The sequence below is a fragment of the Halomonas sp. A29 genome (assembly GCF_046723295.1).
Classification (GTDB): Bacteria; Pseudomonadota; Gammaproteobacteria; order Pseudomonadales; family Halomonadaceae; genus Halomonas.
Map to the genome: position 1 here is coordinate 87,039 of NZ_JAXQPR010000004.1, position 20,237 is coordinate 107,275.

Here is a 20,237-nt window from a genome sequence, read left to right on the forward strand (position 1 = left end):
CGACCGGCCTGTCAGGCTCACTCTTCGTTCTGGATGCCCGGGCTGCGCAGGTAGCGGAAGAAATCGCTGGTCGGGTCGAGCACCAGCATGTCCCGCTCGCCGTCGAAGCTCTGACGATAGGCGTTGAGGCTGCGCCAGAAGGAGAAGAACTCTGTATTTTGACCGTAAGCCTCGGAGAAGATCGCCGCCGCTTCGGCATCCCCTTCACCGCGCAGGGTTTCTGCCCGCTCGGTGGCCTGGGCCAGCAACACCTGACGCCGACGGTCGGCGTTGGCCCGGATGCGTTCAGCTTCTTCCTGCCCCTGGGCGCGCCATTCACGGGCCTCCCGCTCACGCTCGGAGCGCATGCGGTCGTAGACCGCGGCCGACACGTCGTCGGGCAGGTCGATGCGCTTCACCCGGATATCGAGAATCGACACCCCCAGCTCCTCACGCATGAGCGCGTCGAGATCCTGGGTCGGACGGATCATCAGGTCATCACGGCGCTCGGCGATGATCTGCTGCAGGTCCAGGCGGCCGAACTCGTTACGCAGGCTCTCGTCGACCCGCGGCTGAATCAGGCGGATCGCCATCATCTCGTCGCCCGCCGTCGCTTCGTAGTAGCGGGTGGGGTTGATCACCTGCCACTTGACGAAGGAGTCCACGATCACCGCTTTCTGCTCGAGGGTCAGGTAGCGGCTGGTATCGGTATCCAGCGTCAGCACCCGGGTGTCGAACTTGCGAACCGTTTGCGTGATCGGCACCTTGAAGTGCAGGCCGGGCTGAATGTTCTCTTCGATGACCTCACCGAAGCGCAGCTTGACGGCGCGTTCGGTCTCGTCGACCACATAGAGGCTGTTGCTGGCAAGCCAGGCAACGGCTGCGAGGCCACCCACGATGATCAAGGAACGGTTGTTCACCATTTAGCGGCCCTCCCTGCGGATACCACCGGTATTGCCACCCTGCGCCGAGCTCGTCGTGCGCAGGCGCTCGAGCACACGCGGGTCGAGTTCACCGCTTTCGCCGCGCGCCGCATCGCCGTCACCTTCACCGCCACCGCCGTTACCAGGGCGCTGGTCGAGCGGCAGGTACATCAGCGGTGCGTCGTCGCGCACGTCGATCAGAACTTTCGGCGTGCGAGCAAAGACATCAGCCATGGCGTCGATGTAGAGGCGTTCGCGCATGATCTCCGGCGCATTATCGTATTGAACCAACAGTGCGTTGAACCGGTTGACCTGACCCTGGGCCTCTGCCACTACCGATTCACGGTAACCCTGCCCCTGTTCTACCAGGCGCTGTGCCTGACCCTGGGCGGCCGGGATGATGGCGTTGGCGTAGGCCATGCCTTCGTTGATGGTCCGCTGGCGGTCCTCGCGGGCCCGGATCACATCGTCGAAGGCGTCGATGACCGGTCCCGGCGCCGAGGTCGACTCGATGTTGATGGTCTGCAGGCGGATACCGGTGCCGTAGCTGTCCAGATAAGTCTGCAGGCGGCTCGCCACGGAACTGCCGAGAATCTCACGACCGGAGGTCAGGATCTCGATCATGTCCGTGCCGCCGACCACATGACGCAATGCGGAATCCAGCGCATTCTCGATAGAGAGCTGGGGGTTGCGTACATTGAGAACGAAGTCACGCGGATTGTTGACCTGGTACTGTGCCGAAATCTCGACCTCGACGATATTCTCGTCACGAGTCAGCATCGACTGGGTCTGGGTCAGCGAACGCACGCGGGTCACGTTGACCATGCGCACGTCGTCGATCAGCGGCGGATTCCAGTGCAAGCCGGGGTTGACCACTTCCTGGAACTTGCCGAAGCGCAGCACTACGCCACGCTCCGCCTGGTCGACCAGATAGAAGCCCATCGCCCCCCAGATACCCAAGGCAATGATCAGCAGCAGGGCAGGTAGCGCAAGAGTGTTGCGTGGACGCCCGCTCCCCTTGCCACCGCTACCGCCGCCCCCCTTGCCGCCGCGACCGCCCAGCATGCTGTTGAGCTTGTCCTGAAACTTCTTCAGGGCCTCGTCAAGGTCGGGTGGCCCCTGGTTGCCCCCACGGTTACCACCGCCGCCGCCGTTTCCACCACCACGTCGGCCCCCGCCGCTCCAGGGGTCATGCTGGTTGCCGCCACCCGGCTCATTCCAAGCCATACGTCGTCTCCACTCTGCGTTACCCCCCTGCTGGCATCTCGAACGGCCGCATGGGGAGGTCGGTTGCTATCCTGTAAGGGCGCCCCAAGGCGCCTGGTGCAGTCGATTCGAGGGGAAAAGCCAATTCAATCGGCCAGGACAACCGCAGTTGTCACGCATCCCATACCGGCCTTTCGTGCAGTTCGGACGGCAGGTAATCCTCCGCCCGTTCTCCCAACCGGGCCATCAACTGCAGGAAGTCGCGGCGAGGCAGGCGTACATCGAGCCGCACCTTTCCGCCCTCTTCGTAATGTTCTTGTCGCACGGCACCGAGCTCGTGCAGGCCCGCCCGCAGCCGGCCCTGCTGCGGTGAAAGGTCCATGCTGAAATCGATGACGTCCTCGGCCAGGCACTCCGAGAGAGCCTGCCCTAGTAGTTCGAGCCCACGGCCGTCGCGTGCCGACAGCCAGACCACTTCGGGGCGGCCTTGTCCGTCGCGCTCTATCCGCGGTGCACTGTCGAGCAGGTCGATCTTGTTCATCACCTTGAGCATCGGCACGTCGAGCGCGCCGATCTCGTGCAGCACGCCTTCGACCTGAGCCACGTTGAGCTCACGGTCAGGATCGGCGGCATCGATCACATGCACCAGTAGAGAGGCCTCGGCCGCTTCCTGGAGAGTGGCCTGGAAGGCTTCCACCAGCTTGTGCGGAAGGTGGCGAATGAAGCCCACGGTATCCGCCAGTACCACCGGACCGACATCCTTGACCTCCAGCCGCCTCAAGGTCGGATCGAGCGTAGCGAACAACTGGTCGGCCGCATAGACCCTCGCCGAAGTCAGGGCATTGAACAGCGTCGACTTGCCAGCGTTGGTATAGCCGACAAGCGATACGCTCGGGATCTCCGCCCGGGCACGTGCACGGCGGTTCTGACTGCGCTGGGTGCGCACCTTGTCGAGCCGCTTGTGGATTGCCTTGATGCGTGCCCGCAGCAGCCGTCGGTCGGTTTCGAGCTGCGTCTCGCCGGGGCCGCGCAGGCCGATACCGCCTTTCTGGCGCTCAAGGTGGGTCCAACCACGTACCAGGCGAGTGGACATGTACTCCAACTGGGCCAGCTCGACTTGCAGCTTGCCCTCGTGGGTACGCGCCCGCTGAGCAAAGATATCGAGTATCAACCCCGTACGGTCCAACACCCGGCACTTGAGCTCCCGCTCCAGGTTGCGTTCCTGGGAAGGGCTCAAGCCATGGTTGAAGATGACGAGTTCGGCGCCATGCACCTTCAGCGCCTCGCGCAGCTCCTCGAGCTTGCCGCTGCCGATGAAGGTGCGCGAATCGGGCCGATGCCGGCTGCCGGTGAGCAGCATGGCCGGCTCGGCACCGGCGGAACGGACCAGTTCCATGAACTCGCCCGGATCTTCGCGTTCCCGCTCATCCTGGAAGTCGACATGAACCAGTACTGCCGTTTCGCCGGCATCGGGTCGTTCAAAAAACAATCAATACCTCACACGTTGCTGTCCGGCTGGGCCGCGGGATCCTGCGGCGGCAGCCGCACGTTGCGCGAAGGCACCACAGTGGAGATGGCATGTTTGTAGACCATCTGACTGACGGTGTTGCGCAGCAGAATCACGAACTGATCGAACGATTCGATCTGTCCCTGCAGCTTGATGCCGTTGACCAGGAAAATAGAAACCGGAATGCGCTCCTTGCGCAGGATATTCAGGTACGGGTCTTGAAGGGACTGCCCTTTGGACATGTTACCTCTCCCTAAATCGTTCTCAATGAGGGGTGGAAGTTATGTTCTTGCTCGGCTGGTCACCCGGCCACTCGAAGCCAACATCTTACGCTAAGAGCCCGATTCACGCACGAATTTCAGGACATCGCTCAGCGCATCCTGCCCTTGGCTATCGACCCAGTGTAGCGCTGGCCAGCTACGCAGCCAGGTCAATTGACGCTTGGCCAGCTGCCGGGTTGCCACGACGGTGCGCTGTCGTAGATGCTCCAGGTCGCCCATGCCGTCGAGGTATTCCCAGGCCTGGCGATAGCCCACGCTTTTCATCGACGGCAGACCGAGATGCAGGTCGCCACGGGCCTTCAACGCTTCGACTTCAGCAATGAAGCCGGCATCCAGCATGACCTCGAAGCGTGCCGCGATCCGCTCGTGCAGGACGCGACGATCGAAGGGCGTAAGTCCTATCGACAGCACTTCCCATGGGAAGGTTTCAGGTTGTTGTCGACGCCACAGCTCGGTAAGCGTCGTACCGCTGGCGCGATAGACCTCGAGAGCGCGCATTAGGCGCTGAGGATCGTTGGGATGAATGCGTCGGGCAGAGTCAGGGTCGACCCTGGCGAGTTCGTCATGCAGCACGGCCAGGCCACCGCGCTCGACCTCTCGAGTCAGTTCGGCACGGATCACGGGATCCGCTGCCGGCAGGTTGGCCACGCCCTCGAGCAGGCGCTTGGCATACATCATGGTGCCACCTACCAGCAGCGGGACACGTCCGGCTGCAGTAATTCGTCGCATCTCGCGGCGGGCGTCCTCACGAAAATCCGCCGCCGAGTAGGGCTCGGCCGGATCGCGGATGTCGATCAGGCAATGCGGCGCTCGCGCCAGCTCTTGCGGCGACGGCTTGGCGCTACCGATATCCATGCCACGGTAGACCATGGCCGAGTCCATGCTGATCAGCTCGCAGTCGAGCCATTCATGCAGAGCGATCGCCAGGTCGGTCTTGCCCGCAGCGGTAGGGCCCATCAGCAAGATGGCGAGGGGGCGGCGTTCGGACATGTGGGAGCTTCCTTACTGGCCACGCAGGAACAGCCGATCGAGCTGCTTGAGCGACATCTCGGTCCAGGTCGGGCGACCGTGGTTGCACTGTCCGCTGCGTTCGGTGCGTTCCATGTCACGCAGCAATGCATTCATCTCGGCCACGGTCAGGCGTCGATTGGCACGTACGCTGCCATGGCAGGCCATGGTGGCCAGCAGTTCGTTGATGCGAGCCTCCAGGCGGTCGGAGCGGCCGTAGCGCTCCAGATCGCCCAGCATGTCGCGGATCAGCGGCTCGACGTCGGCATCGGCCAACAGCGCCGGCACCTGGCGCACCAGCAGGGTCTCGGGACCTGCCACGTCGAGCTCGACACCCAGGCGGCTGAAGGCTTCGCGCTCGGCATCGGCGGTGGCCACTTCCGCGTGGCTGGCCGCCATCGACACCGGCACCAGCAGCGGCTGCGCCTCCAGCGCCCCGCCGTGCACCTGGTCCTTCATGCGCTCGTAGACGATACGTTCATGGGCGGCGTGCATGTCGACGATGATCATGCCCTGCGCCGTCTGGGAAAGAATGTAGATGCCGTGCAGCTGGGCAATGGCAAAGCCCAGCGGCGGTATTCCGCTGCCGTCCTCCGACGCTGGCAGCGACCACTCTTCTCTGGCCTGGAGTTCCGGGGACGGAGGCGTCGTTACAGCGCCAACCGTCTCGTCGCCGGCCGGCTGGGGTGTGAGCAGGTGCTGTTCGTGCTCGGGATGCAGGGCGCGATAGCCGCTCATGAAGGCACGTACGCGATCGGCCGTCACTCGCGTACCGCTGTCGGGCGCTTCATGCAGCCTCATGGGCTGCTGCTGCCAGCGCCCGGCAGGCTCTCGCACCGCCTGCTCGCCGCCGGGATTCACGCTGGCAGATGCATCGCCAACGGCGTCCTCGCCTTCCACGCTGGCGTCGTGTCCGCCAGGTCGCGCCTCGGCCAGCGCCCGATGCAGGCTGGAAAAGAGAAAGTCGTGCACCAGGCGACCGTCACGAAAGCGCACCTCGTGCTTGGTGGGGTGGACGTTGACGTCCACCACCGTGGGGTCGACCTCCAGGTAGAGCACGAACACCGGGTGCCGCCCATGGAACAGCACGTCGCGGTAGGCCTGGCGAATGGCGTGCGCCACCAGGCGGTCACGGACCACGCGACCGTTGACGAAGAAGTATTGCTGGTCGGCCTGGGCACGGGAGTGGGTCGGTAGCCCCACCCAGCCCCACAGGCGCAGACCACCGGCGGCCAGGTCGAGATGCAGGGCGTTGTCGAGAAAGCCCTTGCCCAGCAGCGCAGCGATACGGCGCTCGCGGCGGGTGGCGTCATCGCCCGCCGGCAGCTGATGTACGGTCTTCTGATTGTGGCGCAGCACCCAGCCGATGTCATAGCGCGACAGTGCGAGACGACGGAAGGCTTCCTCCACGTGGCCGTACTCGGTCTTCTCGGTGCGCAGGAACTTGCGCCGTGCCGGGGTGTTGAAGAACAGGTCGCGCACCGTCACCGAGGTACCGCGGGGATGCGGCGCCGGAGTGACACGGGGCTCCATCTGGCGCCCCTCAGCCACCACGCGCCAGCCGCTGCGCGGGTCGTCCTCGACGTTGGCGGTGAGTTCGAGACGCGAAACCGAGCTGATCGAGGCCAGCGCCTCGCCGCGAAAGCCGAGGCTGGCGACCCCCTCCAGATCCTCCAGCGAGGCGATCTTGCTGGTGGCATGGCGCGACAGCGCCAGCGGCAGGTCGTCCTCGGCGATCCCGCTGCCATCGTCGCGCACGCGAATCAGCCGCGCGCCACCCGCTTCCAGTTCCACCTCGATACGGCTGCTGCCGGCATCGATGGCATTCTCGACCAGCTCCTTGACCACCGAGGCCGGGCGTTCCACCACCTCACCAGCGGCGATCTGGTTGGCAAGCCTGGGATCGAGGACGCGGATGCGCCGAGTTTCATCGACTACCGTCATGAGCGGGGAATCCGTAACACCTGCCCGACGCGGATCACGTCGCCATTGAGTTCATTGGCTTGCTTGAGCTGCGCCACCGGCACGCCGTGGCGTGCGGCGATCTGCGACAGGGTGTCACCCGGCTGGATACGGTACTCGTTGCCGGAAGGAGTGCGCTGATTATCGCGCTGCCAGGCCAGCAGGCTCGCCGGCGGAGGGTTGGTATTAAAGTGCGCGCGTATCCCCGAAAAGATGGATTCCGCCAGCCTCTGCTGGTGCCCGGAGTCACGCAGTCGGCGCTCTTCGTCGGGGTTGGAGATGAAGCCCGTCTCGATCAGCAGCGAGGGGATATCGGGCGACTTCAGCACCATGAAACCGGCCTGCTCGACCCGCGATTTGTGCAGACGGTTGACGCGCCCCAACTGGTCGAGTACCTGTCCACCGATGGCCAGCGAATCGTTGAGGGTCGCGGTCATGGTCAGGTCGAGCAGCACGCCGCGCAGCACCTCGTCCTTGTCATTGAGCGAGAGGTTGCCATCCACACCACCGATCAGGTCGGCCTGGTTCTCGCTGGCCGCCAGCCACTGGGCGGTTTCCGAGGTGGCGCCACGCTGGGACAGGGCGTAGACGGAGCTGCCGTTGGGCCTGGGGCTGTTGAAGGCGTCGGCATGGATAGAGACGAAGAAGTCGGCCTTCTGCTCGCGCGCGATGCGGGTGCGCTGGCGCAAGCCGATGTAATAGTCCCCGTCGCGGATCATCACCGCGCGGAAGCCTTCGGTATCATCTACCAGACGCTGCAGGCGACGACTGATCTCCATCACCACGTCCTTCTCTCGCGTGCCGTTGGGCCCGATGGCACCTGGGTCCTCTCCGCCATGGCCGGGGTCGATGGCAATGATGATGTCGCGACGCGGGTGTGGCGCCGCCGGCTGCTGTGCCACTACCTCGGGATCGATGCGCGGCGCATCCGCTTCGCTGGAGCCGCTCCTGTGCCGATTGGCGGCGATCTCCTGCTCGCGAATCATCGCCTCGATCGGGTCGATGGGGTTTTGCACTGCGCTTTCGCCGGGATATTCCATGTCGACCACCAGGCGGTGGCCATACTGGTCGTTGGGCGGCAGAGAGAAGTGACGCGGTTCCACTTCGCGGGAGAGCTCCAGCACGACGCGCAGCCCACCACCGTCGCGCGCCCCGCTGCGCACCGCGGTAATGGCACTACCTTCCAGGTTGAGGCTTGCCAGGTCGGTCTCTAGCCGGCTCTGCTCGAGGTCGATCACCAGGCGACGCGGGTTGTCCAGAGTGAAGACGTTGGCCGGCGCATCGGCTGAAAGGTCGAAGACCAGGCGTGCATGATCCGGCGCCGCCCACAGGCGAATGTTGTCGACCTGTGCCGCCTGGGCAGGCAGCGCGAGACAGAACAGCAGCAACAGCGCCAGGAAGGCACGGCAGCGAACGATCAGCGCTCGGACATTACGCTTGGACAAGGATCGAGTACTCATTACGGCGTTTCACGCTCTTCGCTGATCATGTCGGCAAGGGTGGCATCCAGGGACAGCGCCTCGAGCAACACTCGACCGTGCTCTGTATGCGCCTCGAGCAGAGCCTCGCGCCCGCTCCCGCATAGCGACAGGGCCACGCTCAGGTCCGGTAGCGGCAACCAGCCCTTGCCACGGCTGGGCCACTCGACGATGCACAGGGCATCGTCGGTAAACAGGTCGCGCCCACCGATGAACTCCAACTCTTCCGGATCGCCCAGCCGATAGAGATCGAAATGGTAGACCCGGCCTTCTGTCAGTTCGTAGGGCTCGACCAGCGTATAGGTCGGGCTCTTCACCGCTCCGGCATGCCCATGGGCGCGCAGAATGCCACGGGTGAGCGTGGTCTTGCCCGCTCCGAGTTCACCCTCGAGATAGATGCGCCCGCGTCCCTTCAGGGCCCGGCCCAGGCACTGCCCGAAGACGACCTGGCGGTCTTCGTCATCGAGTCTTATGTGCATCAATGGCCCCCTGCAAACGAATGGAACCCTGGCTCGAACCCAGGGTTGACAATGACTCGGGCATAGGATGCCAGATCGGCAGCCAACAGACCACGCTCCCCCGCGTCGCGCACGGCCATGTCGGCCGCCATGGCATGGACCATGACACCGAGCCTCGCCGCTACTTCCAGCGCCAAGCCTTGGGCCAGCAGCGCCCCGAGAATCCCGGAAAGCACGTCTCCCATGCCCCCGGAGGCCATGCCCGGGTTGCCGTAGGGACACACCGCCATGCCGCCCGACCCCGCTACCAGACTACCGGCGCCCTTGAGTACGACCACGCCACCATAGCGCTTTTGCAGTTCGCGAGCCGCAGCGGGCCGGTCGGCTTCCACCTCCGCCGCACTACAACCCAGCAGACGGCCCGCTTCCCCAGGATGAGGCGTCAGGATCCAGTCGTCCCGACGTTGGCCACTGAAATGCGAGGCCAGCAGGTTGAGGCCATCGGCATCCACCACCAGCGGCTGCGACTCGACCAGTGCCGCCTGCAGCATGCCCTGCCCCCAGGCGCCCTGCCCCAGCCCGGGGCCGACCACCAGCACGTCAGCCTTGCCCGGCAGCTCGCCGAGTTCAGCGGCGCCGCGCATGCCGTGCACCATGACCTCGGGGCGGTAGGCCAGGCAGGCCGTGACGTGCTCAGGCGCCGTAGCCAGGCTGATCTTGCCGGCCCCCAGACGCGCTGCTGCCTCGCTGGCAAGCAGTGCCGCTCCGCCGAAGCCCGGCGCACCGCCCAGCACCAGCACGTGCCCCATGGCTCCCTTGTGGGCATCGCGGGTTCGCGGCGGCAGCCATACCTTCAGCAGCTCCTGATCGAGCAGTTCCGCAGCCGGCGTCAAGTCGGCCTGGCTACGCGCATCGACTCCCAGTGCGCGGAAATGCACTTCACCGGTCAGCGCCGGCGCACGCCCGGTGTGCAGGCCAATCTTGTCGCCGATAAAGGTGACCGTGCGCGTGGCACGCACCGCCGTGCCGAGCTCGGCTCCGGTATCGGCGGCGAGCCCGGAGGGAATGTCGATGGCAAGCACCGGCAGTCCGCTGGAATTGATTGCCTCGATGGCATCGCGGAACTCACCCCGGACCTCACCGGTGAGGCCAGTACCCAGCAGGGCATCGACGATCACCTCACCGGTGAAAGCCATTCCTTTGCGCCAAGGCTCGAGGCCGAGACCTGCCGCGGTGGCCATCTCGGCGGCGCGCGCCGCATCGCCTTTGAGCGTTTCGGGCGGCTTGAGCGCGATGCGCTGGACTTCGACCCCTGCCACTGCCGCCAGGGCGGCCAGCACATGACCATCACCGCCATTGTTGCCGCTACCGCACAGCACCGTGATCCGCTTCACCCCGGGCCAGCGCGCCTTGAGACTCTGCCAGGCCGCCGTGGCTGCACGTTGCATCAGCGCGAAGCCTTCGATCCCGGCAGCGATGGTGCGGCGATCGAGCTCGCGCACCTGCTCGGCCCGATAGAGTGGGCGCAGCACGACCTGCGATTCGTCGGAACGATTACCGGACATCCCGTGTCTCCCTGCCAGCATTGCTTTATCATGGGAGTTTAAGCGCCGTGGCGCGCTCGCCAATCCCCCCGCTGTGTATTTACCCGGTTTTTTCTCGATCATGACCCACCCCGCGACCCTGGACGACAATGCGCTGGCCGAATTGGCCGCGACCATCAAGACCTGGGGCCGCGAGCTTGGCTTCCAGCAAGTGGGCATTGCCGATGTCGACCTGGCCGAAGACGAGCGCCATCTGCAGCGCTGGCTCGATGCCGGCCACCACGGCGAGATGGGCTTCATGGCCAAGCACGGTACCAAGCGCACCCGGCCCGAAGAGCTTCTGCCCGGCACGCTACGCGTCATCAGCGTGCGCTTGGACTATCTGCCCGCCGAGGTCGAGAGCGCCAAGGTGCTGGGCCAGCCGGAAACGGCCTATGTCTCACGCTATGCGGTGGGCCGCGACTACCACAAGCTGATGCGCAAGCGCCTGGCGACCCTGGCCCAGTGGATCGAGAAGAAGACCGGCCCCTTCGGCTACCGCGCCTTCGTCGACTCTGCCCCGGTCATGGAGCGCGCGCTGGCGCGTAAGGCCGGGCTCGGCTGGGTCGGCAAGAACGCCATGCTGCTCAACCCCCGAGCAGGTTCACTATTCTTTCTCGGCGAACTCTACGTCGACCTGCCCTTGCCCGTCGATCCCCCGTTCGAAGGCGAGCACTGCGGCAGCTGCAGTGCCTGTCGCACGGCCTGCCCCACCGACGCCATCGTCGAGGACAAGGTGGTGGACGCCCGTGCCTGCATCTCCTACCTCACCATCGAGCTGTTCGGCAGCATTCCCGAGCGCTATCGCGAGGCCATGGGCAACCGCGTGTTCGGCTGCGACGACTGCCAGTTGGTCTGCCCCTTCACCCGCTTCGCCCGCGCCACGCAGGAGGACGACTTCGCCCCGCGCCACGATCTCGACCGCGCTAGCCTGGTGTCGCTGTTCGGCTGGGGCGAGGAGGAGTTCCTCGACAAGACCGCCGGCAGCCCGATACGGCGCATTGGCTACGAGCGCTGGCTGCGTAACCTGGCGGTGGGCCTGGGCAATGCGCCCTGGAGCGAAGCCGTGGAGGCCGCCCTGCGTGCGCGCCTCGCCTACCCCTCCGACCTGGTGCGTGAACACGTGCGCTGGGCGCTCGAACGGCAGCGGGAGAAGCATGGCAGGCTGATTGCCAGCCAAGACTAGCTTCTCACTCCTCCTCGTCGCGCTCGCTGCCAGCCAGCCGCAGAAACGTATTGCGATAGTGGGCGAGCTCGGCCAGCGACTCACGAATGTCATCGAGCGCCTGGTGCGTATTGCGCTTGCTGAAGCCGGCCAGCGCGCCCGGGTTCCAGCGCTTGGCCAGCTCCTTGAGGGTCGAGACGTCCAGGTTGCGGTAGTGGAAGAAGGCCAGCAGCTCGGGCATCTCGCGCTCGAGGAAGCGCCGGTCCTGATGCACGCTGTTGCCACACATCGGCGAGGTGCCGGGTGCCACGTATCGTTTCAGGAATTCGAGAGTCTCGCGCTCGGCCTCGGCGGTTTCGATGCGGCTCTGTTTGACCCGCTCGACCAGGCCCGACTCGCCATGGGTCTTCTGGTTCCAGTCGTCCATTGCCGCAAGCAGTGCGTCGGACTGGTGCACGGCAATCACTGGGCCCTCGGCGATGAGATTGAGGTCGTTGTCGGTGATCAGGGTGGCCACTTCGATGATGCGCTCGCGCTCGGGTTCCAGCCCGGTCATCTCGAGGTCGATCCACACCAGCAGGTCTTCGCGCGGCGCGGGGGTATTCGGCATGGGACAGCTCCAGGTTGAGGGCGCAGCAGGACAGGCCGGGCCACGCTGGGTACAATGCCGCTATTGTAACGATCTTCGGGCGCCCATGAGCAAACGCAAGCTAAGTCGCCAGCAGCGCTGGCGGATCGAGAAAATACAGGCCGAGCGGTCTCGGCGCGCCGAGCAGCGCGACAGCCAGGACACGCAGAAGCTTGCCGCCGGCGAATACGGCCCCGAGCAACCAGGACGCGTCATTGCCCACTTCGGCCGTACGCTGGACGTACAGGGCGAAGGGAGCGGGCCAACGGTACGCTGCCACCTGCGCGCCAACCTCGAGGGACTGGTGACCGGTGACCGGGTCATCTGGCGTGCCACCTACGACGACGACGGCAACGCCGTGGAAGGCGTTGTCGTGGCCCGCAGCGAGCGCCAGAACGTGCTCGAGCGCCCCGATCCCCGCGGCCAGCTCAAGCCGGTGGCGGCCAATATCGACCAGATCCTGATCGTCTTCGCCGTGGAACCCGCCCCGCACCCCAACCTGATCGACCGCTACCTGGTGGCCGCCGAGGCCACCGGCATCGCTCCGGTGCTGGTGCTCAACAAGATCGACCTGCTGCCTGCGGACGGTGGCGAGCTGCGCGCGCTGCTGGCCCGCTACGAGTCACTGGGCTACCCGGTGGTGGCGACGACCACCGCCCGCGACGATGGGCTCGATTCGCTGCTGGAGCGACTGGGCGGGCGCACGTCGGTATTCGTCGGCCAGAGCGGCGTGGGCAAGTCGTCGCTGATCGACCGCCTGCTGCCCGATGAGTCGCTGCGCATCGGCGCGCTGTCGAAGGATTCGCGCAAGGGCACCCATACCACCACCACGGCCCGGCTCTACCAGCTGCCGGCAGCCGACGACGCCGAACTGATCGACTCGCCGGGGATCCGCGAATTCGGCCTGATACACCTGAACGAGCAGCAGGTCGCCGAAGGCTTCATCGAGTTTCGCGACTTTCTCGGTCGCTGCCGTTTCCGCGACTGCAGTCATCGACACGAGCCGGGCTGTGCCCTGCTCGAGGCCGTAGAGCGAGGCGACATCCATCCCGCTCGTTTTGCCAGCTACCGCCATATCGTCGATAGTCTCAGCGAGACCTGATCAGGCTCGCATCGCGACATTGGATAAGGAGAGCGCCATGAGTTCCGAAGAGAATCTGCTACCGCTGATCGTCGAACCCGAGCAGCTCGCCGCGCATCTGGACGATCCCCAACTGCTGATCGTCGATGTACCGCTCAAGGCAGAGAGCTACGCGGAGGGGCATGTTCCTGGCGCCGTACTCCTCGACTACCGACGCCTGATGCTTAGCGAAGGCGACGTGCCCAACGAGGTGCCGAGCATGGCGGCACTGTCGCAGCTGTTCTCCTCACTGGGCCTGACCCGAGACGCACACGTCGTGGCCTACGACGATGAGGGCGGCGGCTGGGCCGGACGTCTGCTGTGGACGCTGGAACTGATCGGCCATACGCGCTACTCCTATCTCAACGGCGGTATCCACGCTTGGCGTCAGGCCAACCAGCCCGTCGCCCATGAGCCGTCCTCGCCGACACCGAGCGACTACGAGGCCGAGATCCTCCATCCGGAAGTCGCCATCGACCGCTTCGAGCTGCAGGAACGCCTCGGCGAGAAGGGCTTCGCCATCTGGGATGCCCGTTCGCCGGAAGAATACCGTGGCGAGAAAGGTGAGAACCGGCAGCTCGGCCACATTCCCGGTGCGGTCAACATGGAGTGGACCGAGGCCATGGACAAGGAGCGTGCCCTGCGCATTCGTGACTACGCCGAGTTGATCACCGAACTCGAAGCCTTGGGGCTCACACCGGACATGGAAGTGGTCACCCACTGCCAGAGCCACCACCGTAGCGGCTTCACTTGGCTGGTGGGCAAGGCGCTGGGGTTCGAGAAGATGCGCGGCTACGCCGGCTCCTGGAAGGAGTGGGGCAACCGCGACGATACGCCGATAGAAAAGTAAACGCCTTCATTGCCAGGAATTTCAAACCTTGTCTCTCGCCAAGTTCTTCGCCCTGATCCAGTACCCGATTCCCCACCACCTGCTGTCGCGGCTGGTGGGTTTTCTGGCCGAATGCCGTGTCGCCTGGCTGAAGAATGCGCTGATACGCGCGTTCATCAAGGTCTTCGAGGTGGACATGCGCGAGGCCGCCGAGCCGGACCCCACGGCCTATGCCACCTTCAACGACTTCTTCACCCGGGAGCTGAAGCCGGATGCCCGCCCCCTTGGCGAGGGGCTGCTATGCCCGGCCGACGGCAACCTGTCCCAATTCGGCCCCATCGAGGCGGACCGTCTGCTGCAGGCCAAGGGGCACCGATTCTCGGTGGTCGATCTGCTCGGCGGCGACGCCGAGGCAGCCAGGCGCTACAGCGGCGGCAGCTACGCCAACGTCTATCTCTCGCCCAAGGATTACCACCGTGTACACATGCCGCTGGCCGGCACCTTGACCGAAATGGTCTACGTGCCAGGGCGGCTGTTCTCGGTCAACTCGGCCACCACGGACCACGTGCCCAACCTGTTCGCCCGCAACGAGCGCCTGGTGTGCCACTTCGATACCGAACATGGGCTCATGGCAGTGGTGCTGGTCGGAGCGATGATCGTGGCCGCCATCGAAACAGTATGGGCAGGTCAGATCACCCCGCTCTCGGGTCAGGTTCAGCGTATACGCTTCGACAAGCCGATCCACCTCGAGCGCGGTGCGGAAATGGGCCGCTTCAAGCTCGGCTCCACGGTGGTGATGGCCTTCGCCGGCAAGGTCGATTTCGATACTAGCCTGGCGCCCAAGACCAAGGTCAGTATGGGCCAGTCGCTGGGCAGACTGCCCGAGCCTGAGCGCTCAAGGGATTTCTAACAAGATAGCGGGCAAAGCTTAGGCAAAATGTCGCCCACCGCCTGGGAGCGGTGGGCAACATATTTTCCAACATTCATGAATGAGTGATATTCGTCCCCAGCACTTTCATGCATTCGCGCATGAAAGCAGCCAGACCGGTCCAGCCTTTGGCCGACACCATGATGCCATCAACATAGGCCTCGTGTGGCTTCACATCGATATAGGTGCCACCCGCAAGTATGACCTCGGGCTCGCAGGCGCCCAGAGCGGCCACCTTTTTGCCACGCACCACGCCGTCTACTGCGACAAGAATCTGCACGCCGTGACATATGGTAAAGATCGGCTTTTTCTCCTCATGGAAATGACGCACCATGGCCTGAATTCGCTTATCGGTGCGAATATATTCCGGCCCACGCCCGCCCGCGCAATATACGGCGTCATATTCGTCCAGGTTGACTTCGGAAAAGGTCTTGTTGATTTCGGCCAGATGCCCGAACCGCTCGATATAGGTCTGGTGTCCCTCGAAATCATGCAGTGAGGTCTGGATCATCTCGCCTGCATTCTTATCAGGGCAGATGACATGGACGGTATGGCCAACGGCCTCCATTCCCTGCTGGAAAACAAAGATCTCATATTCCTCGGTGAACTCACCACAAAGCATAAGAATCTTCTTGCCACTCATGTCTTTCCCTCTTAGTTGGTTGTTATAGAGACCAGAATCGTGGCCGACCGTATGTCCTTTTAGAATGGACTATCCGGGAAATAGAACTGATCAGCATTCTCGGGAGTGATTAGGGGTGCATCCAGTTGGAAATTTCCTCGCATAGGCGCCTGTCCGTTGAACTGCGCCGCCGTCATGTAGATAGCCGACTTGATCATCGACGGCGGGTAGGGGGTCGAGATAGGCGTCATGGGGTCGTTCGCTTGCACCAACTCGATTACATCCTTCATGCCGTTGCCGCCAAGCGCATATTGGATATCGGTGCGTCCGGATTGCTTGATCGCTTCCAGCACGCCCAACAGCATATCGTCGTCATTGGCCCATACCGCATCGATATGAGGATACTTGGCCAGGTAATCCTGCATCAGGGTAAAGGCTTGATCCTGGTTCCAGTTAGCATACTGAATATCAAGGATTTCTATATTGGTGCCGCCCATCACTTCGGTAAAACCCTGGATTCGTTCATCGTCGATGACGGTCGGGATACCGCGCAGCACGACTATTTGGCCTTCGTTACCCAGCTTGTCTGCCAGCCAGTGCGCGGTATTCGCCCCCACCGCGATATTGTCACCTGCGACATATAGATCCTGAATCTCCGGATCGGTCAGGCCGCGATCCACGACTGCAATGAAGGTACCATTCTCCTTCACCCGCTCAACCGGGCCAGTCAACTCTTCCGATGTAAAGGGCAGGATAACCAATGCATCGAGATTCTGACCGGCTGACAGGTCTTCAAGCGCTGCAACCTGGGCGGTGGCCGAAGGTGATGTCCTAACCACTACGTTGATATGAGGAAAAGCCGCCTGGATCTCCTGGGCAGCCTGTTCGGCATGATATACAACGCCGCCGGTCCAACCATGCGTGGCAGCCGGGATTGATACACCGATGGTTTTGCTTTCCTGCGCCAGAGCGCTGGTTGCGGCAAGGGCCATGAGGCTGGCTGCGGAAAGAACACTTAGCGCGCTTCTTGTCATGAGTTTCATGTTTTTTTCCTGTTATGGTTGTAATTTTTTCGTTTGTTTAAAACCTCCACCCCTCCACGTGGTGGCTACTTGATGAATCGATGAGCCAGCATTGCGAGGATGATAATCACTCCCTGCACGGCGGCGACCAAGTATTCCGAAACCATGTTGGATAGCACCATCAGGTTCGCGATTACTTCCAAGATCAGCGCTCCTGCGATTGTTCCCCAAATTCTCGCCCTGCCGCCACGCAGCAGTGTGCCGCCGATCACCACAGCAGTGATCACTTGCAACTCCCACAACTGTCCAGTTGTCGGTGTGGCGGCGCCAAGCCGAGGGATGTAACAGATCGCGGCGATACCGACGCAGAGCCCTTGAATTACAAAGGCCAGGGTGCGAACTTTCGTGACCGAGATACCCGAGAAGCGCGCCACATCGTCATTGGATCCGACGGCCATGCAATGGCGTCCATACTTGGTGCGATAGAGAATGAAGGCAGCAACCAGCGCCACTACCAATGTGATGGCTACTGGAATCGGAATGCCCAATACATCGCCGAAATAGACTGGTCGGTAGTATTCACGCAGCGCCCGATCCATCGGGATCGAGCCGCCGTCGGACATCCAGGTGATCAGCGCACGAAAGATCCCCATCGTGCCAAGGGTGACAATGAAGGGTTCGATCCTGCCTACGGTCACGATCAACCCATTCAACAGTCCGCAGGCCGCACCGACGAGAAGCCCCACGAGCGCACCAACGAAGATCGCATTCGCCCCCATCGAGGGCGCCAGGTGGTTCATGGTCAGGATCATGATGCCGGTCACGAAGGCCATCATCGATCCGACCGATAGATCGAGACAGCGCGACGAGATCACGAACGTTGCACCCACCGCGATAATGGCGATGAAGGCAGACCGGGTGACCACGTTGGCAATGTTGGTCCCGGTCGCGAAGTTCGAGTTCAGCAAGGTGCCGACCAGAATTACCACGGCCAGAGCGATGAAAGGCCCCATAGATGCCCAACGGATGCGCCGTGGTAGCTTGGCTACCGTCATGTCAGTCGTCGCACTTGTCATTATTGTTCTCTCATCCGTTTCTCGTCAGGCGGCTCTATGAGGCCGCCACGTAAGCCTCGCCACTAGTCGCCGCATAAACGATGTTTTGCTCGGTGATCTCATCGTCCGTCAGTTCGGTGACGATGCGGCCTCCTCGCATTACCAGAACCCGGTCAGCAATGCCGACCAGTTCCGGCAACTCCGACGAAACCACGATACAGCCCTTGCCTAACCGAACCAGCTGATCAATGAAGTGGTAGATCTGACTCTTGTTACCGATGTCTATGCCGCGTGTCGGCTCATCGATGATGATGATGGAGGGTTCGGACATCATCACTTTGGCCAGTAGCAGCTTTTGTTGATTTCCGCCGGACAACTGGCCGGCGCTGAGGTGGACCGAGCCGACCCGAATGTCATACTCATCCACGGCTTGTTGCACTGCTGCGGCTTCCTTGCGGTGGTCCAGCGCAAGCCCCGGATGGACCTGATCCAGTGCCTGAAGGGTCAGATTGGGGGCCAGCGGCTCGTCCAGCAATAAGCCTTTTCCCTTGCGATCTTCGGTGAGGTAGGCCAGGCCTTGCTCGCGCCACTCTCTGACCGAGCGGCGCGAGACGGGACAACCTGCCAGTTCAATCCGGCCCGCACTGGAGGGCCGCAGGCCAATCAGCCCCTCGAACAGCTCGGTTCGGCCCGAGCCAATCATGCCGCCGATACCCAGCACTTCTCCGGGCCGAACCACCAGACTGGCTTCCACCGCCCCATGATCGACCGACAGGTGTTCAACGACCAGCAGCGGGTCGCCCGGTGGTTGCGAGCGCTTGGGCGGATATAGAACATCCAGTTTACGGCCTACCATCAGCTCGGCCATCTGTCGCTGTATCAGGCTGACCGCAGGCCAAGTACCGATCATTTTTCCGTCGCGCAGTACGGTAATGCGGTCAGCCAGCGCCTCGACCTCATCCAGTCGATGGGAGATATACAGGACCGCTACCCCCTGAGCCCTAAGCCCACGCACAACGTCTAGAAGTGCCGCCACCTCGTGATTGGCCAAAACAGCGGTAGGCTCGTCGAAAATCACCACCTTGCGTGGCTCCAGCAGCGCTCGGCCGATTTGCACCAATTGCCGCTGTGCCAGAGATAGATCACCTACCCGGTCACGTGGGGTGCAGTGCGCCCCGATCGAGGCCAGCACCTCGGCGGCCCGCTGGTTCATGGCGCGGTCATCGACCATGAGACCACGCGGGAGCTCACGACCAAGAAAGAGGTTTTCAGCAACCGTCAGGTCTGGCGCCAGCAGGATTTCCTGATGTACCAGCACCACACCGGCGGCTTCTGCGGCTGCGGAGTTGCTGAACTCGACTGGCCGTCCTGCCATAGCCAAATGGCCCGCCGTGGGGCACACATAGCCGGACAGCAACTTCATCAGCGTCGACTTCCCCGCGCCGTTCTCGCCAATGATCGCGTGGACCTCGCCTCTATGGATATCCAGCGTGACATCCGACAGCACGGTGATCGGCCCATAGGCTTTGGCCAACCCCACAGCTGCAAGCGTCAGTGATTCAGGCTGCGCGTTAACAGCCTCCGCGGCCGATACACGAAGAGCCGCGCACCTGGTCATTCGAAGGCCTGCATCAGTCGATCACGCGAGCGCAGGATGTGTTCGCGCATCGCCGCTTCGGCAGCGGCGGAATCCCCGGCACGGAAGGCCTCGAGCAGTTCCTTGTGCTCTTCCAGCGCCTCTTGGGTAACGCGGCTGTGGAACATCAGGCGGAACAAGTGCAGGTGTATATGCTGGTTGAACAGAGTCGAGCGAATGACCTCGTTATCGGCGATACGCAGAATTTCGTCATGGAAGTGCGCGTCAATCCTGGCAAAACGCGAATAACGGCTGGTCCGATCAACCGGCGTTGCGCCGTGCGCCATATCAGCTGCGATCTCTTCAAGATGAGCAAGTGCGGCAGGTGTCATGTTGAGCGCAGCCAAACGCGCGCCTTCCGGCTCGATTAGAAGACGAAAATTGAACAAGTCTTCGAACTGTTTACGGTTCAGTTGCGGGGCGGCGCTGTAACCGATCAGATGCGCCTTATGCACCAAGCCCTCACGCTCCAGCCGAGCAAGCGCTCCGCGAACCGGTGTTTGCGAAACGTTCAACTCGCGCGCCATGACGTCGATTGGAATGCGTGCGCCGGGAGCTATCTCCAGCGACATGAGTCGCTCATAGATGCTGGTATAGACACCCTCTTCGATACTTTCAGGGCGCACGGGCGCACCCCGACCCCCTTGCTGCGCTGCCGTCTTCATCTACAAGCTCCGTAAACTAACCTTGACCAAGACAATAGTGACAAATAATATCGCATGTCAAATACAATATCATATACGATCTGAAATGCGATCCGACATGAAGGCCGTCAGGTGTGCACAAGCGCAGCTCCGGCCACGCGACGGGATCAACAGTCCGGCAGCGCTTCTGATGACATCAACCA

Annotated in this window: 19 protein-coding genes; 4 read left to right on the forward strand and 15 right to left on the reverse strand. The window is 62.9% G+C overall.

Going from position 1 to position 20,237, the window contains the following annotated elements; translation table 11 throughout:
• Positions 1 to 17: 17 nt before the first annotated feature.
• From hflC to SPH52_RS08785, 9 genes are all read right to left on the reverse strand, one after another.
• Positions 18 to 902 (reverse strand): protease modulator HflC, encoded by an 885-nt coding sequence (hflC, locus tag SPH52_RS08745; protein WP_411794633.1) that lies wholly within the window; start codon positions 900 to 902, stop codon positions 18 to 20.
• Positions 903 to 2,129, reverse strand: coding sequence for an FtsH protease activity modulator HflK (gene hflK, locus SPH52_RS08750; protein WP_411794634.1), 1,227 nt, complete (start codon positions 2,127 to 2,129; stop codon positions 903 to 905).
• Positions 2,130 to 2,280: 151 nt separating this feature from the next.
• A complete protein-coding gene (gene hflX / locus SPH52_RS08755; RefSeq protein ID WP_411794635.1) occupies positions 2,281 to 3,597 on the reverse strand; it encodes a ribosome rescue GTPase HflX in 1,317 nt (438 codons plus the stop codon).
• An 8-nt stretch (positions 3,598 to 3,605) separates the two neighbouring features.
• Positions 3,606 to 3,857 carry an RNA chaperone Hfq gene (gene hfq / locus SPH52_RS08760; RefSeq protein ID WP_010627317.1) on the reverse strand — a complete coding sequence of 84 codons (252 nt, stop codon included), beginning with the start codon at positions 3,855 to 3,857 and terminating at the stop codon, positions 3,606 to 3,608.
• Positions 3,858 to 3,947: 90 nt separating this feature from the next.
• The gene (miaA, locus tag SPH52_RS08765) at positions 3,948 to 4,886 is read right to left on the reverse strand and encodes a tRNA (adenosine(37)-N6)-dimethylallyltransferase MiaA (RefSeq protein ID WP_411794636.1); all 939 of its coding nucleotides are present in this window, start codon (positions 4,884 to 4,886) and stop codon (positions 3,948 to 3,950) included.
• Between the two features lie 12 nt (positions 4,887 to 4,898).
• A complete protein-coding gene (gene mutL / locus SPH52_RS08770) occupies positions 4,899 to 6,848 on the reverse strand; it encodes a DNA mismatch repair endonuclease MutL (protein WP_411794637.1) in 1,950 nt (649 codons plus the stop codon).
• The gene (locus SPH52_RS08775; protein WP_411794943.1) at positions 6,845 to 8,263 is read right to left on the reverse strand and encodes an N-acetylmuramoyl-L-alanine amidase; all 1,419 of its coding nucleotides are present in this window, start codon (positions 8,261 to 8,263) and stop codon (positions 6,845 to 6,847) included. The genes mutL and SPH52_RS08775 overlap by 4 nt, the downstream gene beginning before the upstream one ends.
• Positions 8,264 to 8,325: 62 nt before the next feature.
• Positions 8,326 to 8,823, reverse strand: coding sequence for a tRNA (adenosine(37)-N6)-threonylcarbamoyltransferase complex ATPase subunit type 1 TsaE (gene tsaE, locus SPH52_RS08780; protein WP_411794638.1), 498 nt, complete (start codon positions 8,821 to 8,823; stop codon positions 8,326 to 8,328).
• A complete protein-coding gene (locus SPH52_RS08785; RefSeq protein WP_411794639.1) occupies positions 8,823 to 10,367 on the reverse strand; it encodes an NAD(P)H-hydrate dehydratase in 1,545 nt (514 codons plus the stop codon). Before SPH52_RS08785 ends, tsaE begins: the two co-directional genes overlap by 1 nt.
• Positions 10,368 to 10,467: 100 nt before the next feature.
• On the opposite strand from SPH52_RS08785, the gene queG reads away from it, so the two are divergent.
• The gene (queG, locus tag SPH52_RS08790; protein ID WP_411794640.1) at positions 10,468 to 11,571 is read left to right on the forward strand and encodes a tRNA epoxyqueuosine(34) reductase QueG; all 1,104 of its coding nucleotides are present in this window, start codon (positions 10,468 to 10,470) and stop codon (positions 11,569 to 11,571) included.
• Between the two features lie 4 nt (positions 11,572 to 11,575).
• On the opposite strand, the gene orn is transcribed toward queG, so the two are convergent.
• Positions 11,576 to 12,160: an oligoribonuclease gene (orn, locus tag SPH52_RS08795; RefSeq protein WP_411794641.1), complete on the reverse strand. Its 585-nt coding sequence runs from the start codon at positions 12,158 to 12,160 to the stop codon at positions 11,576 to 11,578.
• 85 nt (positions 12,161 to 12,245) lie between these two features.
• Between orn and rsgA the strand changes: the two genes are divergently transcribed.
• The 3 genes from rsgA to asd are packed head-to-tail and all read left to right on the forward strand — an operon-like array spanning position 12,246 to position 15,037.
• Complete coding sequence (rsgA, locus tag SPH52_RS08800; protein WP_411794642.1) at positions 12,246 to 13,280, forward strand: small ribosomal subunit biogenesis GTPase RsgA; 1,035 nt, start codon at positions 12,246 to 12,248, stop codon at positions 13,278 to 13,280.
• A 37-nt stretch (positions 13,281 to 13,317) separates the two neighbouring features.
• Positions 13,318 to 14,148, forward strand: coding sequence for a sulfurtransferase (locus SPH52_RS08805; RefSeq protein WP_411794643.1), 831 nt, complete (start codon positions 13,318 to 13,320; stop codon positions 14,146 to 14,148).
• Positions 14,149 to 14,176: 28 nt separating this feature from the next.
• The gene (asd, locus tag SPH52_RS08810; RefSeq protein WP_411794644.1) at positions 14,177 to 15,037 is read left to right on the forward strand and encodes an archaetidylserine decarboxylase; all 861 of its coding nucleotides are present in this window, start codon (positions 14,177 to 14,179) and stop codon (positions 15,035 to 15,037) included.
• 73 nt (positions 15,038 to 15,110) lie between these two features.
• Here asd and SPH52_RS08815 read toward each other — a convergent pair whose 3' ends face one another.
• From SPH52_RS08815 to SPH52_RS08835, 5 genes are all read right to left on the reverse strand, one after another.
• The gene (locus tag SPH52_RS08815; protein WP_411794645.1) at positions 15,111 to 15,698 is read right to left on the reverse strand and encodes a DJ-1/PfpI family protein; all 588 of its coding nucleotides are present in this window, start codon (positions 15,696 to 15,698) and stop codon (positions 15,111 to 15,113) included.
• Between the two features lie 59 nt (positions 15,699 to 15,757).
• Positions 15,758 to 16,720, reverse strand: a complete 963-nt coding sequence (locus SPH52_RS08820; RefSeq protein ID WP_411794646.1) for a substrate-binding domain-containing protein — start codon at positions 16,718 to 16,720, stop codon at positions 15,758 to 15,760.
• Positions 16,721 to 16,785: 65 nt separating this feature from the next.
• Positions 16,786 to 17,775 (reverse strand): ABC transporter permease, encoded by a 990-nt coding sequence (locus tag SPH52_RS08825; RefSeq protein ID WP_411794647.1) that lies wholly within the window; start codon positions 17,773 to 17,775, stop codon positions 16,786 to 16,788.
• 34 nt (positions 17,776 to 17,809) lie between these two features.
• Complete coding sequence (locus tag SPH52_RS08830; RefSeq protein WP_411794648.1) at positions 17,810 to 19,288, reverse strand: sugar ABC transporter ATP-binding protein; 1,479 nt, start codon at positions 19,286 to 19,288, stop codon at positions 17,810 to 17,812.
• A gap of 80 nt (positions 19,289 to 19,368) precedes the next feature.
• On the reverse strand, positions 19,369 to 20,055 hold the full coding sequence (locus tag SPH52_RS08835) for a GntR family transcriptional regulator (protein WP_411794649.1): 687 nt from the start codon (positions 20,053 to 20,055) through the stop codon (positions 19,369 to 19,371).
• Positions 20,056 to 20,237: the final 182 nt, after the last annotated feature.